Source organism: uncultured Algibacter sp. (genome assembly GCF_905480415.1).
Taxonomy (GTDB): domain Bacteria; phylum Bacteroidota; class Bacteroidia; order Flavobacteriales; family Flavobacteriaceae; genus Algibacter_B.
This window is the reverse complement of sequence record NZ_CAJQQI010000074.1, coordinates 1-22,399: the sequence shown is the minus strand read 5'-3', so window position 1 is coordinate 22,399 and position 22,399 is coordinate 1. Positions and strand designations below refer to the sequence as shown.

The 22,399-nt window shown below is 33.0% G+C and carries 18 protein-coding genes; 5 read left to right on the top strand and 13 right to left on the bottom strand.

Annotated elements, in window-relative coordinates:
* The 5 genes from QZ260_RS05790 to QZ260_RS05770 all read right to left on the bottom strand — a co-directional run.
* On the bottom strand, positions 1–1,508 hold a 1,508-nt coding region (locus QZ260_RS05790), incomplete at its 3' end, for a hypothetical protein (RefSeq protein ID WP_295983830.1).
* 92 nt (positions 1,509–1,600) lie between these two features.
* Positions 1,601–2,647: a GDP-L-fucose synthase gene (locus QZ260_RS05785; protein ID WP_295983828.1), complete on the bottom strand. Its 1,047-nt coding sequence runs from the start codon at positions 2,645–2,647 to the stop codon at positions 1,601–1,603.
* Positions 2,648–2,650: 3 nt separating this feature from the next.
* Positions 2,651–3,769 (bottom strand): GDP-mannose 4,6-dehydratase, encoded by a 1,119-nt coding sequence (gene gmd / locus QZ260_RS05780; RefSeq protein ID WP_295983826.1) that lies wholly within the window; start codon positions 3,767–3,769, stop codon positions 2,651–2,653.
* Positions 3,770–3,847: 78 nt separating this feature from the next.
* Entirely contained in the window at positions 3,848–5,335 is a 1,488-nt protein-coding gene (locus QZ260_RS05775; protein ID WP_295983823.1) for a GH3 auxin-responsive promoter family protein, read from the bottom strand.
* 3 nt (positions 5,336–5,338) lie between these two features.
* The gene (locus QZ260_RS05770; protein ID WP_295983819.1) at positions 5,339–6,208 is read right to left on the bottom strand and encodes a M23 family metallopeptidase; all 870 of its coding nucleotides are present in this window, start codon (positions 6,206–6,208) and stop codon (positions 5,339–5,341) included.
* A 117-nt stretch (positions 6,209–6,325) separates the two neighbouring features.
* Here QZ260_RS05770 and QZ260_RS05765 point away from each other — a divergent pair, with 117 nt between their 5' ends.
* Positions 6,326–6,511: a twin-arginine translocase TatA/TatE family subunit gene (locus QZ260_RS05765; protein ID WP_271560418.1), complete on the top strand. Its 186-nt coding sequence runs from the start codon at positions 6,326–6,328 to the stop codon at positions 6,509–6,511.
* A 69-nt stretch (positions 6,512–6,580) separates the two neighbouring features.
* Here the strand turns inward: QZ260_RS05765 and QZ260_RS05760 are convergent, their stop codons facing one another.
* The 3 genes from QZ260_RS05760 to QZ260_RS05750 form a co-directional block, all read right to left on the bottom strand.
* Positions 6,581–7,555, bottom strand: a complete 975-nt coding sequence (locus tag QZ260_RS05760) for a DUF4837 family protein (protein ID WP_295983813.1) — start codon at positions 7,553–7,555, stop codon at positions 6,581–6,583.
* A gap of 23 nt (positions 7,556–7,578) precedes the next feature.
* Complete coding sequence (locus tag QZ260_RS05755) at positions 7,579–9,165, bottom strand: lytic transglycosylase domain-containing protein (protein ID WP_295983810.1); 1,587 nt, start codon at positions 9,163–9,165, stop codon at positions 7,579–7,581.
* 84 nt (positions 9,166–9,249) lie between these two features.
* Positions 9,250–10,437 carry a phosphoglycerate kinase gene (locus tag QZ260_RS05750; protein WP_295983808.1) on the bottom strand — a complete coding sequence of 396 codons (1,188 nt, stop codon included), beginning with the start codon at positions 10,435–10,437 and terminating at the stop codon, positions 9,250–9,252.
* Between the two features lie 305 nt (positions 10,438–10,742).
* On the opposite strand from QZ260_RS05750, the gene QZ260_RS05745 reads away from it, so the two are divergent.
* Positions 10,743–11,897, top strand: a complete 1,155-nt coding sequence (locus QZ260_RS05745; RefSeq protein ID WP_295983805.1) for a DNA polymerase III subunit delta' — start codon at positions 10,743–10,745, stop codon at positions 11,895–11,897.
* Positions 11,897–12,820 carry a diacylglycerol kinase family protein gene (locus QZ260_RS05740; RefSeq protein WP_295983802.1) on the top strand — a complete coding sequence of 308 codons (924 nt, stop codon included), beginning with the start codon at positions 11,897–11,899 and terminating at the stop codon, positions 12,818–12,820. Before QZ260_RS05745 ends, QZ260_RS05740 begins: the two co-directional genes overlap by 1 nt.
* A gap of 67 nt (positions 12,821–12,887) precedes the next feature.
* On the opposite strand, the gene QZ260_RS05735 is transcribed toward QZ260_RS05740, so the two are convergent.
* The 5 genes from QZ260_RS05735 to QZ260_RS05715 form a co-directional block, all read right to left on the bottom strand.
* Positions 12,888–13,412, bottom strand: coding sequence for an OmpH family outer membrane protein (locus QZ260_RS05735; RefSeq protein ID WP_295983796.1), 525 nt, complete (start codon positions 13,410–13,412; stop codon positions 12,888–12,890).
* Between the two features lie 246 nt (positions 13,413–13,658).
* A complete protein-coding gene (locus QZ260_RS05730; protein ID WP_295983792.1) occupies positions 13,659–14,510 on the bottom strand; it encodes a class I SAM-dependent methyltransferase in 852 nt (283 codons plus the stop codon).
* Positions 14,511–14,587: 77 nt separating this feature from the next.
* Positions 14,588–16,459 carry a tRNA uridine-5-carboxymethylaminomethyl(34) synthesis enzyme MnmG gene (gene mnmG, locus QZ260_RS05725; protein WP_295983790.1) on the bottom strand — a complete coding sequence of 624 codons (1,872 nt, stop codon included), beginning with the start codon at positions 16,457–16,459 and terminating at the stop codon, positions 14,588–14,590.
* Positions 16,460–16,695: 236 nt separating this feature from the next.
* Entirely contained in the window at positions 16,696–17,106 is a 411-nt protein-coding gene (gene ybeY / locus QZ260_RS05720; RefSeq protein WP_295983788.1) for an rRNA maturation RNase YbeY, read from the bottom strand.
* Positions 17,099–20,515, bottom strand: coding sequence for a DUF4175 family protein (locus QZ260_RS05715; protein ID WP_295983786.1), 3,417 nt, complete (start codon positions 20,513–20,515; stop codon positions 17,099–17,101). Before QZ260_RS05715 ends, ybeY begins: the two co-directional genes overlap by 8 nt.
* Positions 20,516–20,668: 153 nt before the next feature.
* Here QZ260_RS05715 and QZ260_RS05710 point away from each other — a divergent pair, with 153 nt between their 5' ends.
* Both QZ260_RS05710 and QZ260_RS05705 read left to right on the top strand, forming a co-directional pair.
* Positions 20,669–21,709, top strand: coding sequence for an alkane 1-monooxygenase (locus QZ260_RS05710; RefSeq protein ID WP_295983784.1), 1,041 nt, complete (start codon positions 20,669–20,671; stop codon positions 21,707–21,709).
* 75 nt (positions 21,710–21,784) lie between these two features.
* A partial coding sequence (locus tag QZ260_RS05705; RefSeq protein ID WP_295983781.1) for a glutamate--tRNA ligase family protein occupies positions 21,785–22,399 on the top strand: 615 nt, incomplete at its 3' end.

Genomic DNA, 22,399 nt, shown 5'->3' with positions numbered 1-22,399 from the left:
ATGGCTTTTTGATAATGAGCGCCTTCCATTTCTAGACCTATAACTTGCCATGTAGAGTTATGGAAAAACTTTAAAATATCTTTGTTTTGAAGTGAGGTACCTAAAACTGTAATCATGGAGCCTTCGTAGACATTCACACCGTTTCCTTCTAAATCTTGCTTCGTCAATTCATTATTAAATGGGTAATTATCTGCTGTACCTTCAAAAATATGAGCTGATGGAATCATAATATCACCTTTCCCACCTTCTAAAATACCCGACTTGCCCATAATTGATATAGACTCTACATTAAGAAGGTGTTTTTTTCCTTTTTTGTTGTATGGTTTTAGAAGTTCGTCAATGGTTTCATAAGCTTGTTCTCCAAAAGCATAATCCATGACTACTATAACTGGTTTATTTTGTTTTAAATTGGATTCGGATACTTTAAGGTTCATTTTAGAAACATCAAACTTATTGGTATCAAATATTTGAACGTCAATATTGGCTCCAGACTTATCTTTAATATAAAACATGCCTTTTTGCAACGCTTCCTTCGTTACTTTATTGCGCAACTCTTCGTTTTCATTTTTGCTTAACGATTGGTATATATCAAATATATCGGTCTTTTGCGTGTTTGGTTTTAAAGCATTAAAAGCATATAGTGTATTCATAACACTATGCATATTGGCGCTAATAATATGAATAGGTCGTTCTAACAACCCATTTTTAAAAAGTGTATCTTTTATCTCATCAGCCCAAATTTCACCATGAATGTGATGTCCAATACGTTCTCTTAAAACCGGACTAAACGTAACCGTACGTTTGTTATTATTTATCAATTCTTCAATAGCGAGCTTCCCCAGCCAATACACAATATGCAGCAAGCGCTCAGGTTGTGAAGGAATAGAAAAATCGCCATAAACGGTGCTAATTTCCTTAAATGTTCTTCCTAAAATATTAGCAGTATGGGTAATAGCAATTTCGCGTTCTTCTTGGGTAAGTTTCTTTTTAGATAAAACTACTTTTTCAAGTTTTATCCAATCTCGTGTCGTGGCACCTTCTTCGTTTATTAAAACACGTGTACTTATTTTGTGTGATTCAATAAAAAGAAAAGTGAGATGTGTAAGAATATCGTAGATTTCAGATCGCCCTCGGGTAATCTCAATATTCATTTGCTCATCGTCTATTCTATAGCAATTACGACGACGTTTTTCTGGGATTATAGGTTGAAAATGAGAGCTAGAATATCCTTCATCACTTGTTAAATTTATAAAAGTACACTCTTCTATGCCTTGTGGTAATCTATCTATAACATAAAGTAAGCCTTCTAATTCGGCTTTTTCGTCACCTATAGATCCATAAATTTCAGGTCTTAACAATAATAATGCCTGTCGTAAAGTTTTACCAGAAATTCCCATGGGTTTATAAAACCCCCTGTTAAACAAATGACGCATAGTAACATACAATCGTTCAATAGCGTTTGAACTTTCTTGAGCACGGGTTCTCTCATGATGTTTTTTACTATTCATAGTTTTAGTTTAGTAAGGCCAAATATAATACTATTTGAGCTAATTTACATACGGGAAATTGGCAACTATTTTTCTGTGACTTTGATAGATTGTCACTTGTTAAGAAACCAAGTATAAAGCTTTTCAATCCCTTCTTTTATGTCTATTTTATGATGCCACCCTAAACTCTTTATTTTTGACACATTTGTTAACTTTCTTTGAGTACCATCTGGCTTATTCGAGTTGTAAATTAGGTTTCCCTCATAACCAATAACACTTTTTACCATTTCTGCTAATTCCCTTATTGAAATATCTATTCCTGTACCAATATTGATATGCGTATTAATAATTTCATTTTGAGATTTTGGATAGGTATCTACAAAATCTCTGTTTTCCATAATAAAAACACAGGCTTCAGCCATGTCTTCGCTCCATAAAAATTCGCGTCTAGGTTCTCCTGTGCCCCAAATCTCAACATTAGCTTCTGTTACACCTATTTTTGAAAGGAACTGCCTTGCTTTATCTGACGAATCAAAATTTATATCCTCTAATATTTCTTTAAATTTCAACTCAGATAATAATTTTGCCAAATGGATTTTTCTAATTAAAGCTGGTAATACATGTGATTTTTCGAAATCAAAATTGTCATTAGGCCCATATAAATTGGTAGGCATTACAGAAATAAAATTAGTACCATATTGTAAATTGTAGCTCTCACACATTTTCATTCCTGCTATTTTCGCTATGGCATAAGGCTCATTTGTATATTCTAAAGTGTCAGTCAATAAATACTCTTCTTTTATTGGTTGAGGAGCATTTTTAGGATAAATACATGTGCTACCCAAAAACAATAGCTTCTTAACTTTGTTTAAATAGCTATGATGTATTACATTATTCTGGATCATTAAATTTTCATACAGAAAATCTGCACGATAATTATTATTAGCTAAAATACCTCCTACTTTGGCAGCTGCTAAAATTACATATTCAGGTTTTTCCTTAACGAAGAATTTTGACACAGCATCTTGGTTTGTCAAATCTAATTCATTATGAGTTCTAACTATAATATTAATATAGCCCTTATCCATAAGGGTTTTATGAATAGCAGAGCCTACAAGTCCTCTATGTCCAGCAATATATATTTTAGAATTTGAGTTCAAAACTTATTCAAAATAATTTTTTATTGTATATCCCCCATCTTTAAGGTATTGCTCCTTTTTCATTAACTTTATGTCAAAACTCATCATATCATCTATCAAGTCTTGTAAATTATATTCAGGTTCCCATCCTAATTTTTTTCTCGCTTTACTGGCATCTCCAATAAGCAAATCAACTTCAGTAGGGCGATAATATTTTTCATCAACAGCAACTACTTCCTTTCCAATTTCAATTTTATATTCCGGGTTGTTACAAATCTTAACATAACCTTTTTCACTTGCTCCCTCCTCCTTAAATTCTATTTCAATGCCAATATGAGAAAAACACATTTTAACAAAATCTCTAACTGTTGTTGTTTTACCTGTCGCTATAACCCAATCTTCTGCTTCATCAGCCTGAAGAACCATCCACATCATTCTTACATAATCTTTTGCATGACCCCAGTCTCTGCTAGCATCTAAATTTCCTAAAAATATTTTTTCTTGAAGACCTAATGCAATTCTCGATGCTGCTCTAGTTATTTTTCTAGTCACAAAAGTTTCACCTCTTATTGGCGATTCATGGTTAAATAAAATACCGTTGCATGCATACATATTATGGGCTTCTCTGTAGTTAACAGTTATCCAGTATGCATACATCTTAGCAATGGCATATGGGCTCCTAGGATAAAATGGGGTTGTTTCTGTTTGCGGAACCTCTTGTACTTTACCGTATAATTCTGAAGTTGAAGCCTGATAAATTCTTGTCTTTTTTGTCAGACCAAGAAGTTTAACGGCTTCTAATACCCTTAAAGCACCTAAACCATCTGTATCAGCAGTATATTCAGCCATTTCAAAAGATACATGCACATGACTCATAGCGGCCAGATTATAAATTTCATCTGGCTGTACTTGCTGAATAATTCTAGTTAAATTAGTGCTATCTGTTAAATCCCCATAATGTAATATAAAGTTCCGATTAGTCTCATGAGGGTCTTGATATAAATGGTCAATTCTATCCGTATTAAATGATGAAGCTCTCCTCTTAATCCCATGAACTTCATAGCCTTTTTTCAGTAAAAACTCACTCAAATATGCGCCATCTTGCCCAGTGACCCCTGTAATTAATGCTATCTTTTTCGACATTTTCCGTTAATTTAGTGTGTAAGCTCTTATTTTAATCAAAAGTAATATATCTGTCTGTTTCTTCAGTTACTTGACGTGTTAAGATAAAAATCCTTCAACTATTTTTCTATCATTTGAAAGTCTAGGAAGCTTGTTTTGTCCTCCTAATTTCCCAATGGATTTCATGTACTCTTGAAAACCTCCATGTTTCACTTTGGTTATCTTTAAGGGTTGCAATACACCTCCTTTTATCAAATCAAAATAATATGAGTTTTGCTTTTGAAGGGATTCATCAATTTTTTTTGCTAGAGTGGAAAGATTTTCTGGTTCATTCTCAAATTCAATAAACCATTCATGATATGGAAGTCCTTCTTTAGGACTAATTTGTGGCGCCACAGTAAATTCAGAAATTCTAACATTAGAGTTTAATGTCGCTTCTTGCATCGCCTGTTCTACTTCTTTACCAATAACATGTTCCCCAAAAGCCGAAATAAAATGCTTTATTCTACCAGAAACAATAACACGATAGGGTTTGGTTGAAGTAAACTCAACCGTGTCTCCAATATTATAAGCCCATAAACCGGCATTTGTTGAGATTATCATGACATAATTTATGCCAACTTCAACGTCCTTAATGGATATTCGTTTTGGGTTTTCATCAAAGAACTCATCTGCCTTAATAAACTCATAAAAAATTCCTGAATTAAGCTGAAGCAACATCCCTTTTTCATTCTGATTATCTTGAAAGGCAAAAAACCCTTCACTTGCTGGATATAACTCAATACTATCAACTTTCCTACCTATAAGGTTTTCAAATTTTGCTCTGTAAGGTTCGTAATTAACTCCTCCAAAAATAAATAGATTGAAATTTTTGAATATATCACCTACCTTCTTTCCCGTTTTCTGTTGAAGCTTTTCAAAATACATTTGAACCCAAGAAGGGATTCCAGAAATAATCGTCATATTCTCTGGTAAGGTTTCTTCAACTATGGCATCGACTTTCGTTTCCCAGTCTTCAATGCAATTGGTTTTCCAAGAAGGTAATCTGTTTTTTTGTAAATATTTGGGCACGTAATGCGCTACAATACCTGATAAACGGCCAAGTTGCACTCCATTTTGCTCATTTAAAACAGGGCTTCCTTGTAAAAAAATCATTTTACCATCTACAAATTTGCTATTACCCGTTTCATGAATATAAAACAAAATAGCATTTCTTGCCGCTTCAACATGACTAGGCATGCTTTCCTTGGTGATAGGAATATATTTTGAGCCGGATGTTGTACCAGATGTTTTTGCAAAGTAAATGGGTTTTCCTTTCCAAAGGATATCTTCTTCACCAGCAACCATCTTTTCGACATAAGGCTTTAGTGCTTCATAGTCTCTTACAGGAACGCGTTTTAAAAAATCTTCATGATTATTTATACTCACAAAATCATGATCCTTTCCAAATTGCGTGCTTGTTGCTTCTGAAATTAAATCTTGAAATACTTTATTTTGTGTTTCAATAGGGTTATTTGCCCATTTTTGAACTTTCTTATAAATATGTTTTGCAAAAGGTTTTGCTAAAGCCGACTTTAATGATAGCATAGTCTATTTAAAATCTATAAAATTTGTTGGGTTAATTGGGTAGCCATCATTCCAAAGCTCGAAATGCAAATGTGGTCCAGTTGATAATTCGCCTGTATTACCCGCGGTAGCAATAACTTCTCCCGCTTTAACTAAATCACCTTGAGCTTTTGTTAAGGATGCGTTGTGTTTATAAATTGAAATTAAGCCATAACTATGTTCAATTATAATAACATAACCTGTACTCGCGGTCCATTCGGCAAAAACCACAATACCATCGGCAGTTGCTTTAATTGGAGCATCTTTCGCTACAACAATATCAACAGCATAATGTTTTTCTTTAGCGTTATAGGCCTCGCTTATCGTACCGCTTACTGGAGGAAATAACACAAAATTAGTTGCTGAGGTTGCCGATTCAAACAGATTATACTTATCCTCTTTATCCACTTTTTCACGAAGCAACGAATCTTCAGCTATTGGGCTTAAATCTACTTCGCTCGCTTCTAATTTCACCGCTTGTATGATGGAATCTTTATTAAAATCTACGGCATCTAAATCGCCTGTAAGTACTTTTTTAATAGATTCATAATAGCGATCATTCATAACAATAACACGCTGTAACGAATCTGTTTTATAACTTAACTCTGTTGCTTTCTTTTTTAATGCAGTAGATGAATATCCTGGAATGTATTCTCTAAGCGGCGTAAATGCAATGAGTAAATATGTTAATGCTATAAAAAAAATAGCCATTAACGAGGTCATTACAAAAACATTTAATCTCGTTAATTTAAATGATAAGCGCTCTTCAAAAGTATTTTCATTAAGTATCATTAACCGATACTTATCTAGTAGTTTTCGTTTTATCTTTTTTGGTTTCTTTTTTTTGTCTGTCATGTTAAAAACAAAAATAAATAAATTTATAACAAGACTTCGTTGTCTGTATGCTAAAGTTGTGCTTAAAACGGTTTTATTTAACTTTAATTATTAACTTTGCTTTTTAAAATCATTATTATGAGCTTATATATGTTACCCTTAGCCATAGGACCTTGGCAAATAGCATTAATTGTTATTGTTGTTTTACTTTTATTTGGAGGTAAAAAAATACCTGAATTAATGCGTGGACTAGGAAGTGGAATTAAGGAGTTTAAGGACGCTAGCAAAGAAGAAGAAGAATCTACAGAAGATAAAAAAGGATAAATTTTAATTTATCTAAAAACAAAAAACCAGCTTAATGAGCTGGTTTTTTGTTTTTAAAATGTACAATAACTATTGAATTTTAACCGATTTTATAATGGCTTCAAGTTCTAGCATATAATTTCGTTTTTCTACAGATGGTGCAAAAGCAAACCCTTCAACAACCACCCAACGTTTGTTGATTTTATCTTCAATAGCATAATTTATAAACGGTCCACCCATAAAGGCATTTTTTACATCCCAAAGACCTTTGGTTTCTAATGTTGGTTTATTGTCTATAATGGTTTCCCCGTGAAAAGGCGTATAGGCATTTTCAGTAATTAAATAAGAGCCTTCAACAGGTCCTTCAATATAGGCTCTACCAATAGAATCTCTTATCTTGATTATTTGATTAACAACGCTATCGTTTCTTTTGATGGCATCATATGGCAATTCATAAATCATCAAATTAGTTGTGCCTGTTGTGATGTCTTTTCTAATCCAAAAGAAGTTATCGGTTTCTTTGGCCTTTCTGTAAACGGAAGCAAACTCAATAGTTAAACCTAGTTTTTCTTTAATAGTCTCAAAATTGTGTGGCGATTTTGCCATTTGACGCAATCGTTCACTTAATTCTTCATTTCTAAAAATGTCTATAATCTTTGTTTCATTTGCTTTAAGCACATCAATAATTTCTTCTTTAGTTTGTCCTGATACCACTATAACTTTTTGAGGCTTGGCATACACATTATCCGAAATAGTTATACCTGCCTCTTTATTCGTTTCAATTTTCAAAACCGTTCTATTTTTAGTCACAAACCCAGAAAAAACCGATGTTGGAATTTGACTAATTGTAAATGTTGGTTCATCTTGTGGCAAACCGTAAATAGGTTTTGCAAGCACATTTCTTATGGCTTCACCAACACGTCCATCCCACAAATCATTTTCTGTTACAACAGATACATTATTAATAGCTCCAGAGGCATCCGGAAGAAATTTTTCATTTGACTTTTTATCACCACATGACATTAATAATGTTAGGGATAATACTAATAAAAGAAAATACCGCATAATATATTTTAAGTTTTAAGAATTTAACCTTTAGAAACTTTAAGTTTCATTCCTGGTTTTAATTTACTACCACTAATACCGTTCCAATCTTTAATATTTTGAATAGAAACTCCAGGGAGTTTTTGAGAAATACTCCAAAGTGAGTCTCCATTTTCAACGACATAAACAATAACTTCCCCGGAAATAGGTTTTGATTTTATTGTCGCTTTCGCGGAAGAAGAACCCATTACATTAGGCTCTCGTGGGTAAATGGTTAATCGTTGCCCAATCTTTAAGTTGTTACTTCTTAATCCATTCCACTTTTTGATATTGCTAACCCTAACCCCATACAATCTAGATATTTTGCCTAAGTAATCACCAGACTTTACACGGTACGTTACTTTTGCATCAGCCTTTAAAAATTGTGGCATGGGTTTTTCGCGTTTATCAAATTCTGCTTTAGCATATGCATATATTCTATCTTCGTTATTTACAAATTTACCCACGACATCAATAGGCAATCTTAACACATAATTTTCCTCTTTAATAAACGGAATGATATCTAACTTATACGACGGATTTAAAAACTGAAGTTCCTCAATTGGTGTTCCTGTAGCTTCTGAAACTTGATCGAGTGTTATCATCTGTTTTACTCTAACGGTGTCTGTCTCAAAATAAGCCAATTCTGGTTTATACTTTTTAAAACCGTGTTCTTCGGCATATTCAAAAATATACATGTTGGCTAAAAATGCAGGTAAATATCCTGCCGTTTCTCGTGGTAAATTATGACGAATGTTCCAGTAGTTTCTATAACCTCCTGAACGGCGAATAGCCTTCCCAACATTTCCGGGGCCCGAATTATACGCTGCTAAAGCCAAATCCCAATCGCCAAAAATTTTATATAATCTTGCTAAATATTTTGCAGCCGCTTCGGTAGATTTTATAGGATCGCTACGCTCATCTACATAACTACTTACATCTAGACCATACTCTTTACCTGTACCAAACATAAACTGCCATAAACCTGTAGCGCCTACTCGAGATCTTGCTCTTGGTTTCAATGCAGATTCTACTATGGCTAAGTATTTTATTTCTAATGGAATATTGTGCTTATCCAATTCTCCCTCGAACATCGGAAAATAAAAGGCACTTAACGTTAATAGCTTTTGTATCGAGTTGCGTCTATGTTTTAAATACGATTTTATAACACTTTCTAAAGATGGATTATATTCTACATTAAATGGCGTTCTGGCATCCAATTCTTTTAAGCGTGCTTTGAGCGTATCTGTAGATAATTCAGGATAATCAACAGGTTGATACTTTAGCTCGGTTACTGATTTGTATATCGTATCAAATAAATTGTTACTATATAACTCGTTATACCAAGCCTCATCTAATTTTAAAGCAAATTCATTATCTTTTAAATCGGTAATTGATGTACTATCTATTTCAGCATCAATAACCTTAACAACATGAGTATTATCTACCACTATAGCCTCATTAATACTTGTGGTTTGGACCACAATGCTATCCTTGATTTTATTATTTAGAAACGAAATGGAGTCCTGTGTTTGCGAAAAACAAGTGCTTATACTAAAAAGACATGATATTATAAAAAACCGAAAAGCCATAAACTGTATTCATTAATGAACGCTGTTATGGCTAAAATCGTATTTTTTAAGGGAATTTGAAAACTTAATTAAGTTTTATTGGTGTTATTCTAAAATAGCAGCAATCCCAGGAAGTGTTTTTCCTTCTAAGCTTTCAAGCATAGCGCCTCCGCCAGTACTTACATAGCTCACTTTGTTTTCAAAACCAAATTGTTTAACTGCTGCTACAGAATCGCCACCACCTACTAGTGAAAAGGCTCCGTTTTTAGTTGATTCAGCAATTGAATTTCCTAATGCGATAGTTCCTCCAGCAAAACTTTCCATTTCAAAAACACCTAATGGTCCATTCCATAAAATAGTTTTAGAATCCATTACGACTTTATGAAATTGTTCTCTAGATTTTGGCCCAGCATCAACACCTTCCCATCCATCAGGGATTTCATTAATATCTACTACTTGTGTGTTCGCATCATTACTAAAAGCGTCAGCAGCTATAGTATCCACAGGAATATGAATTTGAACATTTTTTGCTTTGGCTTGTTTTAAAATCTCTAAGGCTAAAGGCATTTTATCATCTTCACAAATTGAATTTCCAATTTTTCCACCTTGAGCTTTTACAAAAGTAAATGCCATACCTCCACCAATAATTAAGTGGTCCACTTTATCTAAAATATTTTCAATAATAGTGATTTTTGAAGACACTTTAGCGCCACCAAGTATTGCTAAAACTGGCTTTTCGCCTGTCGCCATGACTTTATTGATACTTTCAATTTCTTGAGCTAATAACTTTCCGAAACATTTTTTACCTTCAAAAAACTGAGCTACAATAGTTGTTGATGCATGCGCTCTGTGCGCAGTACCAAAAGCATCGTTTACATATATATCACCTAATTTTGATAATTTCTCAGCAAACCCAACATCTCCAGCAGTTTCCTCTTTATAAAAACGTAAGTTCTCTAATAATAAAATTTGACCTGGTTCTAAACTTGCAGCGGCAGCTTCAGCATCTTCACCAATACAATCTGCAACTGTTTTTACTTCAACGCCTAAAATATCTTCAACTTTATTAGCAATATGTTTTAATGAAAAGGCATCTTGAAATCCTTTTGGACGACCTAAATGCGACATTAAAATACAACTTCCGCCATCTTCTAAAATTTTAATAATTGTAGGTTTTGCAGATACAATTCTTGTAGCATCCGTTACTTCAAATTTTTCATTTAAAGGCACATTAAAATCTACTCTTATTAATGCTTTTTTGTTTTCGAAATTAAAATCGTTAAGCGTTTTCATATATGTATATGTTTTTGTCTTTTAAGTATTTGATTTACAAATGTAACTAATTAAACAGCCATTTAAAATGTGTTTTTTTACGAAAACGATATAGCTCATAAAGAATTTTTAAATACTTAAAAAAGAACAGTTTTAGCATCATTCTTTTAATATTCTACGCTTTATTTATTAGCAAAAAATCATGTAGGTTTCTTCTGTGAAAGAAAAATTTTGCTTTACCCCAATAGTCACTGCATTAGTCAACAAATTTATTTCATTTAATTTTTTGAATTTCAAAATGAAAAAATTCATTTACTTTTGCTTTTATGCTTTTTGAAGATATCTTAGGTCAGAATCACATTAAAAACCATCTCACACAAAGTGTCGATAATGGCAGAATACCTCATGCGCAATTGTTTGTCGGAAACGAAGGTTCTGGAACCTTGTCTATGGCCCTTGCTTATGCTCAATACATATTATGTTCAAATACTGGAGGAGAAAACAACATAGGGAACGAAGGCTGTAACCTGAAATTTAAAAACTTTTCGCACCCCGATTTACATTTTGCTTTCCCTGTGACTACTAGCGATAAGGTAAAAAGTAAACCCGTTTCTCGTTTTTATTTAGAAGAATGGCGCCAACTTTTAAACGAGCAACCATACGGAAATCTCTTTGATTGGTACAAACTACTTGGAGTTGATAACAAACAAGGGCAAATAGGTGTTGATGAAGCCTATGACATTATAAAATCGCTTGTGTTAAAATCTTATGAGGGTGGTTATAAAGTGATGTTGATTTGGATGGCAGAAAAAATGAACACAGCCTGTGCCAATAAACTCTTAAAGTTAATTGAAGAACCACCAAACGAAACTATCTTCCTTTTAATTGCTGAAGATGAAGAGCAAATTATTAGCACCATTCGCTCACGTTGCCAAATATTACATTTCCCGCCTTTGGCTGAAGATGTTATTAAAAACGCTTTAGTAAAACAATATAATATAGATATTGGTGTGGCTACAAAAATAGCACATCAATCTAATGGCAATTATAATAAGGCTTGCGATTTAGTATATCAAGATTCTGAAGATATCCAATTTGAAACTTGGTTTGTTTTCTGGATACGAAGTGCTTTTAAGGCAAAAGGTAATAAAGCTGCTATTCACGATTTAATTTCTTGGAGTGAAGATATAGCCAAAACAGGACGCGAAACTCAAAAGCAATTTTTAAATTTTTGTTTAGATTTTTTTCGTCAAGCCTTACTTTTAAATTATAACGCTACCGATTTGGTGTATTTAGAACCAAAGACTGACAAATTTAAGCTTGAAAATTTTGCGCCTTTTGTACATGGTAATAACATTATGGATATTAGCAACGAATTACAAGATGCTATTTATCATATAGAGCGTAACGGGAATTCTAAAATTATTTTGACCGATTTGTCAATAAAATTAACACGCTTACTTCACAAAAAAGCAGAGTAATGGATGCTCCATTAAAATCTTGGTATGTTATTATAAATCCAACTTCGGGTAATGGTTCGGCCAAGAAAAAATGGCCACAAATTAAAGGGCTTCTAGAAAAATACAATTTTAATTTTCAATTTGTCTTTACTACTCATCAAAAAAATAGTATTGAGTATGTTAAAAATGCCATAGACCTCAATATTAAAAATATTATTTCTGTTGGTGGCGATGGTACATTACATAATATCATAAATGGAATTATGTCGCAAAATGATGTGCCGACTTCAGAAATTAATGTTGGAATAATACCCATTGGAACAGGGAACGATTGGATTAAGACCCATAACATCCCTTTAAATTTAGAAGGTGCAGTTCAAAAAATCAAAAATGGTTCTTTAGCAACCCAAGATATCGGTAAGCTGGTTATTCAAAATAACCCAAAACCTCCAGTTTTCTTTAATAATTTAGCCGGTGTTGGTTTTGATGGCTTTGTGGTTAGTAAGATTGAAACACTTAAACATATAGGTGCTTTAGCCTATTTATATGGCGCTTTAGTGAGTTTATTTTCTTTTAAAAATTTCGAATCTACGGTGTTTACAAATTCAGAAGCCATTTCAGGAAAAACACTTATGATTTTAATTGGCCTCTGTAAATATTCTGGTGGTGGTATGCAACTCACAAAAAACCCAGATCCTTTTGATGGTTTATTAGATGTAACCGTTGCTAAAGATCTCAACAAATTTGAAATCATCAAAAATTTAATGAAGCTTTTTAACGGAACAATTATTAATTATAAAAAAGTGACATCCTTCAAAACGGAGTCTGTTACTATTCAAATTAATCAAAAAAATCCACCTTACATTCAAGCAGACGGGGAGCTTATTGGTGTGGGGAACATAGAAGTCTCAATTATTAAAAAAGCATTTTCTTTTTATTGCTAAAAAAATCGCTATTAGCTTGCACTAATAGCGATTTAAAATACTGTTAATCAGATATTTATATGTTTTATTATTTTTTATAATCCGCATTAAGTGCTTCCAAGATAGTTTGAGTTAAATCATTTTCATCATCGCCATACATCACTGTAGCTGCGGCATCACTAGTTCCTAAAATATAGTTGTAGCCGTTCGCTTTTCCGTAGTCTTTTACAAAACCTTTAACATTAACGATAACAGAATCAATTTCTGCTTGAAACGCTTGTGTTAGCTGTTGCTGCTCAGCTTGCATTTGCTGTTGTAATTGTTGTTGCTTTTGTTGCAAACCTCCAATGAGCTCTTCAGCTTTCTTTCTGTTACTTCTTGCAATTCTTTGAGCCTCTGTTTGAACCTTTTGAGCTTCTGTTTGAAAAGCTATACTAATGCTATCTGCTCTTTTTCTAAAAGCATCTTCTTTTAGTTGAAATGCTGCTTCAACATCTTTCTTTTCTTGGTAATCATTAATTACAGTTCCATTATCAACAAAACCAATTTTGTTTGGCTTTTCACAAGAAGCGAAAATTAACATCGCTAGTACTACATAAATAATATTTTTCATCAGTTTATATTTTTTTGATTGATGTGAATTTTAAATCCGAACAAAAGTAATAAAGTAAGATTAAAAATGAAGTCAAATTATTTTGATTTTAACACATAATAAAATCTTATAGATAAAATATAAAATAATAGTTAATTTCTATTGAAAACAAATGCGTTTAAGGCGATTTAAAGGGCTTTAAAAAAACTGACAAGTGATATTGTATTTAACTAGTTAAAAACAGACTGAGCTTTTTAGAAATTGATTTTAGCTATTTTTAATGATATAAATTAATGATGAAGCTTCTTTTGTGCTAAGTGCTTTTATATTTGAACACAATCCAATCCAAAACCCTTTAATAGGATTCATTTTTCCTGTTCTACATTTTTCGGAAAGCATGCTCACATAAAAAGAATCAAACCACATGGGTTTTACTTTCTCAACCTGAAAAGCATATTTTGAAACTAATTTTGAAATAGACGATTGATTAAAATGCCAAAGATGTCTCGGGGCATCATATGCTGCCCAGAACTGTTTATAATGTTTCGCGTCAAAACTATTATAGTTTGGTACCGCTATTAATAAAGTCCCTTTTGGTTTTAAAAGTTTTTTAAAGACACCTATGTGGTCTTCTAAATTAGGTAAATGTTCTAGCACATGCCAAAGCGTAATCACATCAAAACTATTTGATTCAAACGTTAATAGTGCTTCTGTTTCGAAAACGGAATTATTGGTTTTTTTATTGGCAATGTCTCGCGCTTGTTTGTTTGGTTCAACTCCAGAAACGCACCAATTATTTTGTTGAGCGATTTGCAAAAAATCACCTGTACCACACCCAATATCTAATAGGTGTTTACTTTTTAAATCTGAAGAATTGATTAAATGTAATTTCTTTTTAAGTGAAATGGTTCTCACTAAATGATACGCTTTTTCAAAAAGGTTTCTTTTAGAATCTGTATGAGATATATAGTCTTCACTTTTATAATACTCTGGTAATTTGTCTGAAGCAGGTTGTGGCGTTGTTTCTAAAAAACCATGCTCAGTATTTTGAATTAATTCAAATACTTCTCCTGAAACGGAGTGGTCTTTTACTTTTAAAAAAACAGGTGTATTTTTCATTTAAAATAGATTCTAAAACAAATCCAGAATGACAAAAAAGGAAATCAAAATAGATGTTCCACGTGGAACGTTAAAAACTATCGCCCCATATAAACCAACAAAACTGAAATATCATTAGGTGAAACACCACTGATTCTAGAAGCTTGAGAAACGGTTGTCGGCTGGATTTTTTTCAACTTTTCTCGCGCTTCATAACTCATAGATCTGATTTGTGAAAAGTCGAAATTCTCTGGAATTTTCACATATTCCAATCTGGTTAATTTATCAGCATTGTTTTTTTCTTTAGCGATGTAACCAGAATATTTTACTTGGATTTCGGCCTGTTCCATAACTTCTCTATCGAGATTATTGTCTTGAATATAGGCTTCCACACTTTCGATTTTCCTAACATCAACCATATCAATATTTGGTCTAGCAAAAACTTTAAAACGCTTCCCGGATTGTTTTACCGCCGCAGATTTTTTAGATTCTAAAATCGGATTAATCACTTCTGGTTTAACACTTGTAACCTCAAAAAACTTAACAAATTTCTCAGCTGCATCATGTTTTTCTTCCATGCGCTTCAACCGCTTTTCTGAAGCTAAACCCAGATTATAACCTTTTGGAGTTAATCTTTTATCCGCATTATCTTGACGCAATAAGGTTCTATACTCAGCCCTTGATGTAAACATTCTATAAGGCTCTTCTGTGCCTTTCGTTATCAAATCATCAACAAGAACACCTATATAAGCTTCATCTCTTTTTAACGTAAAAGCCTCTCTTTCTTGAACTTTTAAACTCGCATTTATACCCGCCATTAATCCTTGAGATGCTGCTTCTTCGTAACCTGTCGTTCCATTAATTTGACCCGCAAAATATAAGCCTGCAACAAGCTTTGTCTCCAAAGTATGCTTTAGTTGTGTCGGTTGAAAATAATCATATTCGATAGCATAACCCGGTCTAAAAAATTTCACATTTTCAAAACCAACCACAGAGCGTAATGCTTTAAATTGCACATCTTCTGGCAAGGATGTAGAAAACCCATTTACATAAACCTCACACGTATTCCAGCCCTCAGGTTCAATAAATAGTTGATGTTGATCTTTATCCGCGAAGCGATTAATCTTATCCTCAATGGAAGGACAATATCTTGGTCCTAAACTTTGTATTCTACCATTAAACATAGGAGATCTATCAAAACCTTCACGAAGTAAATTATGTACTTCAAGGCTAGTATAAGTCATGTGGCATGACCTTTGGGTTTCTAGTGGTTTTGTGATATCTAAATAGGAGAATTTTTCAGGGTTTACATCCCCTGGTTGTTCTAGCATTTTTGAATAATCTAACGATCTTCCATCTACTCTTGGTGGTGTTCCAGTTTTCATTCTCCCAGATTCGAAACCTAAATCAACTAACTGTTCCGTTATACCAGTTGCAGCTCTTTCGCCTGCTCTTCCTCCACCAAAATTTTTGTCACCTATGTGAATTAATCCATTTAAAAAAGTTCCGTTTGTTAAGACAACAGACTTAGCTTTTATTTCGATTCCTAAAGATGTTTTAACTCCAATTACTTTATGATTCTCTATTAATAATCCAGAAACCATGTCTTGATAAAAATCAAGATTAGGTGTTCCTTCTAAAAGTAATCGCCAATCTTCTGCAAAACGCATTCTATCACTCTGCACTCTAGGACTCCACATGGCAGGCCCTTTAGATTTATTCAACATTTTAAATTGAATAGCAGATGTATCAGAAACAATTCCGCTATAACCACCAAGCGCATCAATCTCTCTTACGATTTGACCCTTTGCAATACCTCCCATAGCAGGGTTGCAAGACATTTGAGCAATGTTTTGTATGTTCATGGTGACAAGTAGTGTTTTGCTTCCTGTATTAGCAGCTGCGGCAGCGGCTTCACTTCCTGCGTGCCCACCTCCTACAACTATAACATCATAAACTTCGTTAAACATAATTTTTATTTTCAAAAAACATGTTCCACGTGGAACATCTTATTAATTTGAGTTTGCAAATATACGTCGAAATCTTTAAAACATTAGATTCCAATCAAAGACAACACCTGTGTTTTCAATTTAAACTTTATGCATTGACGCATACTATAAACAATTGAATTCTTGAATCTTCGATTTCGAGAGAACGACATTTTCGTTGACATCCCACAGTAAACTCTCAGGACTGTACTTAAATACTAACCTAATTGAGATAAATAGTGATTTTCCCTTTCCCGCATCACTTTAGCGTGTTCAGCACTTTTATCTTTATAGCCACAATAATGAAGTACACCATGAATGATAACGCGCTGCAATTCTTCTTCAAATGAAACCTTAAACTCTTTAGCGTTTTCCGCCACCCTTTCAACAGACACAAAAATATCACCTTGTATAATTTTTCCTACTGAATAATCAAAGCTAATAATATCTGTTAGCGTATCATGATTTAGAAATTCTACATTTAATTTATGTAGATAGTCATCATCGCAAAACACATAATTAATCTCTTCTAATTTGTGATCTTCAGAACTAATAGCATCACTTATCCATTTTGAAATATGATCTTCTGAATCTAATTTGAATTCTGTTTCGTAATTGAAATTAATCATTAGCTTTTTTGAAATATTCTTGCACTTTCTTTTTGTAAACTTGCTGCAAAGGTAAAGCTTGTCGGTTTAATATTTCTGTAGTTTGAAAATATTGTTTTGCCGTTGGGATTTGGTTACTCGTAGTATTATCAAATCTATTAACATTAGTTTCAGATTCCCGTTTATTATCCTCTCCTTGTTGGAACGTAGCATTTTCAAGTTTCAATAATTGATGCTTCAATTCCATCATTTTTTGAAGGGTTTGATTGGTGAATCCTTGGTTCAATAAATCCAATTCTATCTCTTCCATTTTTCTAACTAGTGCGGCTCCATTTCCTCTTTTACCTTCTTTTGCTAGCTTATCTTGAAGTGCTTGACGGAGCTGCTGCTGTTGCTGATAAATTTGATAAAGTAGTCCATTTTGATCTTCATTAGTCCCTTCGCCTTCACCACCAGTTTGTTGACCGTATTTACCTTCTTGATTACCTTTCTCTTTACCATCTTTTCCAGATTTACCATCTTTACCTTTTTCACCTTCTTTTTTCCCTTCTCCCTCTTTAGGCTTACCTTTCTCTCCTTTTTTCATACCCTCTTCCATCATCTTATTAAGCTCTTCTTGACTCATAATGATATCTGGTAACTGCATATCACCTTCACCTCCTTGACCAGCACTCATACTCATGCTTTCTTGCATGTTATCTAATACATTGCTTAAAAAATCTGCTAAATTATTTGCAGCTGTGACCGTAAATTGTTGGTTTGAAACCCCTTGATACAACTGATTATCCGCAAGTAAACTCAATGCTTTATCAATATTATAATAAACCTCTGTGATTTCATTATTAACCTGCTCTGAAAGTTTTGGCTGACGTAGTGATAAAGAAAATAAACTATCATCAATATGTTCAAAATGTTCTCGTAGATTATTTTGCTTTTTTAAATAAGTCGCAAACTTATTATGATTTATCTCAATTGATCTAAATTGATCCATGAGCGCTTCTTGATTAAAAGAGAATAAAACCAAATTATCTAATATTTGACGCAGTACGTCCGCATCTTCTTGCATTTTCTCCCCCCCGCCAGATTGCATAGAACTTTGCATTTTCTGACTCATTTGCTTCATTTTTTTTGCTGCTTTCTTTTGGCTTTTCTGAGCCTTTTTTAATTTTTGATATTGTTCCTCTTCCTGTTTCTTCTCCCCTTGATCAGAACCTTTCTCTTCTTCTTTTTTCTTTAACTCTTCAGATGCTTTTTGTTGATCATTCTCAACTTCCTGCTCATCCAACTTATCTCTAGGAATAGTAATGGGCTTCTTTAAAGCCTTACTGTCTTTTTCTAATTCTTCTATTTCCTTTTTGAATTCTTTAAACTGTTTATTTAAATCGTCTTGTTTTTCTTTGGTATTTTCCTCTTTAGTTTCGTTAGATAATTTCTCTTGTTCATCAGCTAATTTCGCCAAATCATCTTTTAGTTTTTCCAACTTCTTCTCGATATAAAATCGTTTAGTTAATTCTAAAAGCTGCTCTAAACTTCGTTTTTTGTTTTTATTTTGTTTTGCAAGCTCCTCTAACTTTTTGATTAAGTCTTCTTGAGTCATTTTCTCTTGAAGCTTTTCTATTTCTTTTAAAAGTGCTTCATCTTTCTTAAGTTTCTCTTCATTGTCTTTTAAACGCGATTTCAAATCTTCCTTAAATTGATCTTCTTTTATGTTCTCCTTTTGGAATTCTTCTAAATTATCTTTTAGTTTTTTATTGAAATTTTTCATCATGTCGTCTTGCTGCTTCTGACGCTTAAAAAATGATTCTAACTTCTTTTTATCATTGAAATTCAAATTCGACTTTTCTTTTTGAGTTTTTGTTAATTCATCTAGTTTCTTCTCCTGTTCATCAAACTTTTCTAGAGACTTATTTAATTTTTTAATCGTTTCACTCTGCTCTTCCAGCTTTCTTTGAGCTTCTTCATCTTCGGTTCGCTTTCTATAGGTAAACACATTACTTTTTGCACTTTTAAATCTGTTTACCCCATCATTATCAAACACCTGAAAGTATAATTCATAAGTAACACCTACTTCAATATTCAAATTATTAGGAAATGCACTAATGAATTCTGCAAGGTTTAATTTTGAAATTGGAATAGCTTCAAACTGCTTCTGTTTTTCAGAATCAGATGGATAATACACCAATTGCAATTTGCTAAAGCCATAGTCATCGCTCACCTGGCCGTAGAAGTAAAGTGTCTGCAAATCCAAACTATCCTTCTCAACTTTCACATTGATTTCTGGATATTCATCCTTAACAACATCAATACTAAACGCCAAATTCTCGTAATCCTTTAGGTTTTTATTACTGGTGCTTAACGTATAGTCGAAATTTGAAAATACGCGTTTTGAAGCTTCAAAAATACCTGTTTCATCAGAGCTAAAGCCAACGGTATCTTTAGCATACAAAAACACGGCATCAGTAGATTTTGTTTTAAGCTGCCATTTGATTCTCGTGCCTTCAGCTACTAAGGCATTACCTATGCTTTTTAGAGTTTCGTCTCTCTTTTTGGTGTAACTTGGATAGTCTAAAACCATTTCGAAACTTAATAATGAAGGCGTTTCTAAAACATCAATAGTATAAGGTTTTGATGTAACATCATTCGCTGATAACTGAAATATAATAGGATCCTTTGGCTGCGTAAAGACATATTCAAATTCGCCAACAGCTTTTGCTTGCAAAAAATAGATTTCATTATTATAGGTTATTTGAGCGCTTTCTGGTGTAACCTCTCCTGATGTTTTTATAATCAGTTTGAACTCTTTATTCTCAATAGCCTTTAAGTTTTCATTCACTACAAAAAATTGAAATGGTGCCGGTGGTTCGTAAGCCGTGTTATAATGAACTACACGCTCGTAACTCGTGTTAAACCAATCAAAATTTCCCGTAAAAAAAGTTAAAAGTAAAATGGCAATAGGAATAGCTGCATATTTTAAATATCCAATATTATTCTTAAAATTCACCGCTAGTTTAAAAGGAACTGGCTTTAGTTCTGAAGCCTTTTGTTCTATGCTTGCCAGTAATAATTCCGATTTAGAATCATTTTCATTAAGTTGTAATACATTCAACAATTTATCATTCACTTCAGGAAAATGCTTTCCAATAATATTTGAAGCTACCTTATGATTTATCCCTTTCTGAAGTTTAAACAACTTAGCCAATGGGATAAAAATAAACTTAATAAGCAAGCCGAATTCAACCCCAATAAATAACCAGAACAAAACAGTTCTAGACGTTGTGTTTAACCATAAAATATACTCTATAAAAAGGGTAAATAAAAAATACAGTAAGCCAATAGCAAAAAACAAGATGGCTCCTTTAAGCAACTCATTAGTGTAGTATCGCCTAATGAATGATTCTAATTTGCTTTGTATGTCTTTAAAATTATTCATAATTTGGGAAAGATGACTTTGCAACGCACTAATAACTTACTAAACTACAATTTTATTTTAATTAGTAAATGCTTAGTTTTGGTAAAACTTAGTTAAAACGACCCGTTTAATGAGATTTTCGCTCCGCCGAAATGGAAATAATTCTTTTTCTATATGAAAGACTTAAAATATATTGCCGCTTTTTCAATTCCATTAATGGCATTTATAAGTATTTATTTTACAGGGGTTTTTAGTTTTTTAACTCCTATATACGCCTTTGTATTTTTACCTATTCTTGAGTTAATAGTGTCTACTGACCATTCAAATTTAAGCCAAGACCAGACTGATAGTAAACTTAAAAAGAGGTTGTTTGATTGGTTGCTATACTTGAATTTACCCATTGTTTTTGGTTTGCTTATGTTCTCTTTATATGAAATAACTCAAAACACACATGCTATCTACGAAATTGTTGGTTTGATTTTTTCGTTAGGAATTGTGTTGGCTGTAAATGGTATTAATGTAGCACATGAACTAGGACACAGACAAACCACAAAAGAGCGGTTTATTGGAAAAGCACTATTGCTTCCTTCTTTATATATGCACTTTTATATAGAACATAATTTTGGACACCACCTAAACGCAGCAACTCCAGAAGACCCTGCAACAGCTAGATACAACCAAAATGTTTATTCCTTTTGGTTTACATCGATATTTAGACAATATTTTAAATCCTGGAAAATTCAAAATAACTTACTTAAAAACAATAGTTTATCATTCTTTTCTTTTAAAAATGATATGTTTTGGTATGTTGTATTTCAACTTACCTATTTAATAACTGTCTTTTTAATTTTTGGCTATTTAGGGTTTGCTTTTGCTTTAACCTCAGCAGTTGTTGGGTTTGTTCTTTTAGAAACCGTCAACTACATTGAACACTACGGATTATTAAGAGTAAAAACAAAATCTGGACGTTATGAGCGTGTTCGCGAAATACATTCTTGGAATTCTAATCACGTTATTGGCCGCATTGTGTTGTATGAATTAACCAGACATAGTGACCATCATTACAAAACATCAAAAAAATATCAAGTTTTAGCTTGTCATGACGATAGTCCTCAAATGCCTTACGGTTATCCAACCTCCATGGTGCTGTCTTTAATTCCGCCATTATGGTTTAAAATCATGAACAAACGTATTCCTAAGCAAATGATTATTTAGGATGTTAAAAAACTTCTGCGTTCTAGCTTCTGCGTTCTAGCTTAATAATTATCTTTGCACTCTTAAACAAAAACAATGACCAAAAATGTTCGTGTGCGTTTTGCACCAAGTCCAACCGGACCTTTACATATAGGAGGTGTTCGCACCGCTTTATTCAATTATTTGTTTGCTAAAAAGCACAACGGAACCTTTATTTTAAGAATTGAAGATACCGACCAGAATCGTTATGTTGATGGCGCAGAACAATACATTGTTGACGCTTTAAATTGGTGTGGAATGCCATTTGATGAAGGACCAAACACGAACAAAACATTCGGACCATATAGACAAAGCGAACGCAAACATTTATATAAACAATATGCTGATGAGTTGATTGAATCTGGCAACGCTTATTATGCTTTTGATACTTCTGAAACTCTAGACTTTCACAGAAAAGACCATGAGGCTAAAGGCAAAACCTTTATTTATAATTGGCATAACAGACTAAAATTAAGCAATTCCTTATCGCTTAGCGCGGACGAGGTAGAAGCTAAATTAGATGCTGGTGACGATTATGTGATTCGATTTAAATCGCCTCAAGATGAAACGCTTCATTTAACAGATATTATTCGTGGCGCTATTAAAATTGATACCAATGTTTTGGATGATAAAGTGTTATTTAAAAGTGATGGTATGCCAACCTATCATTTA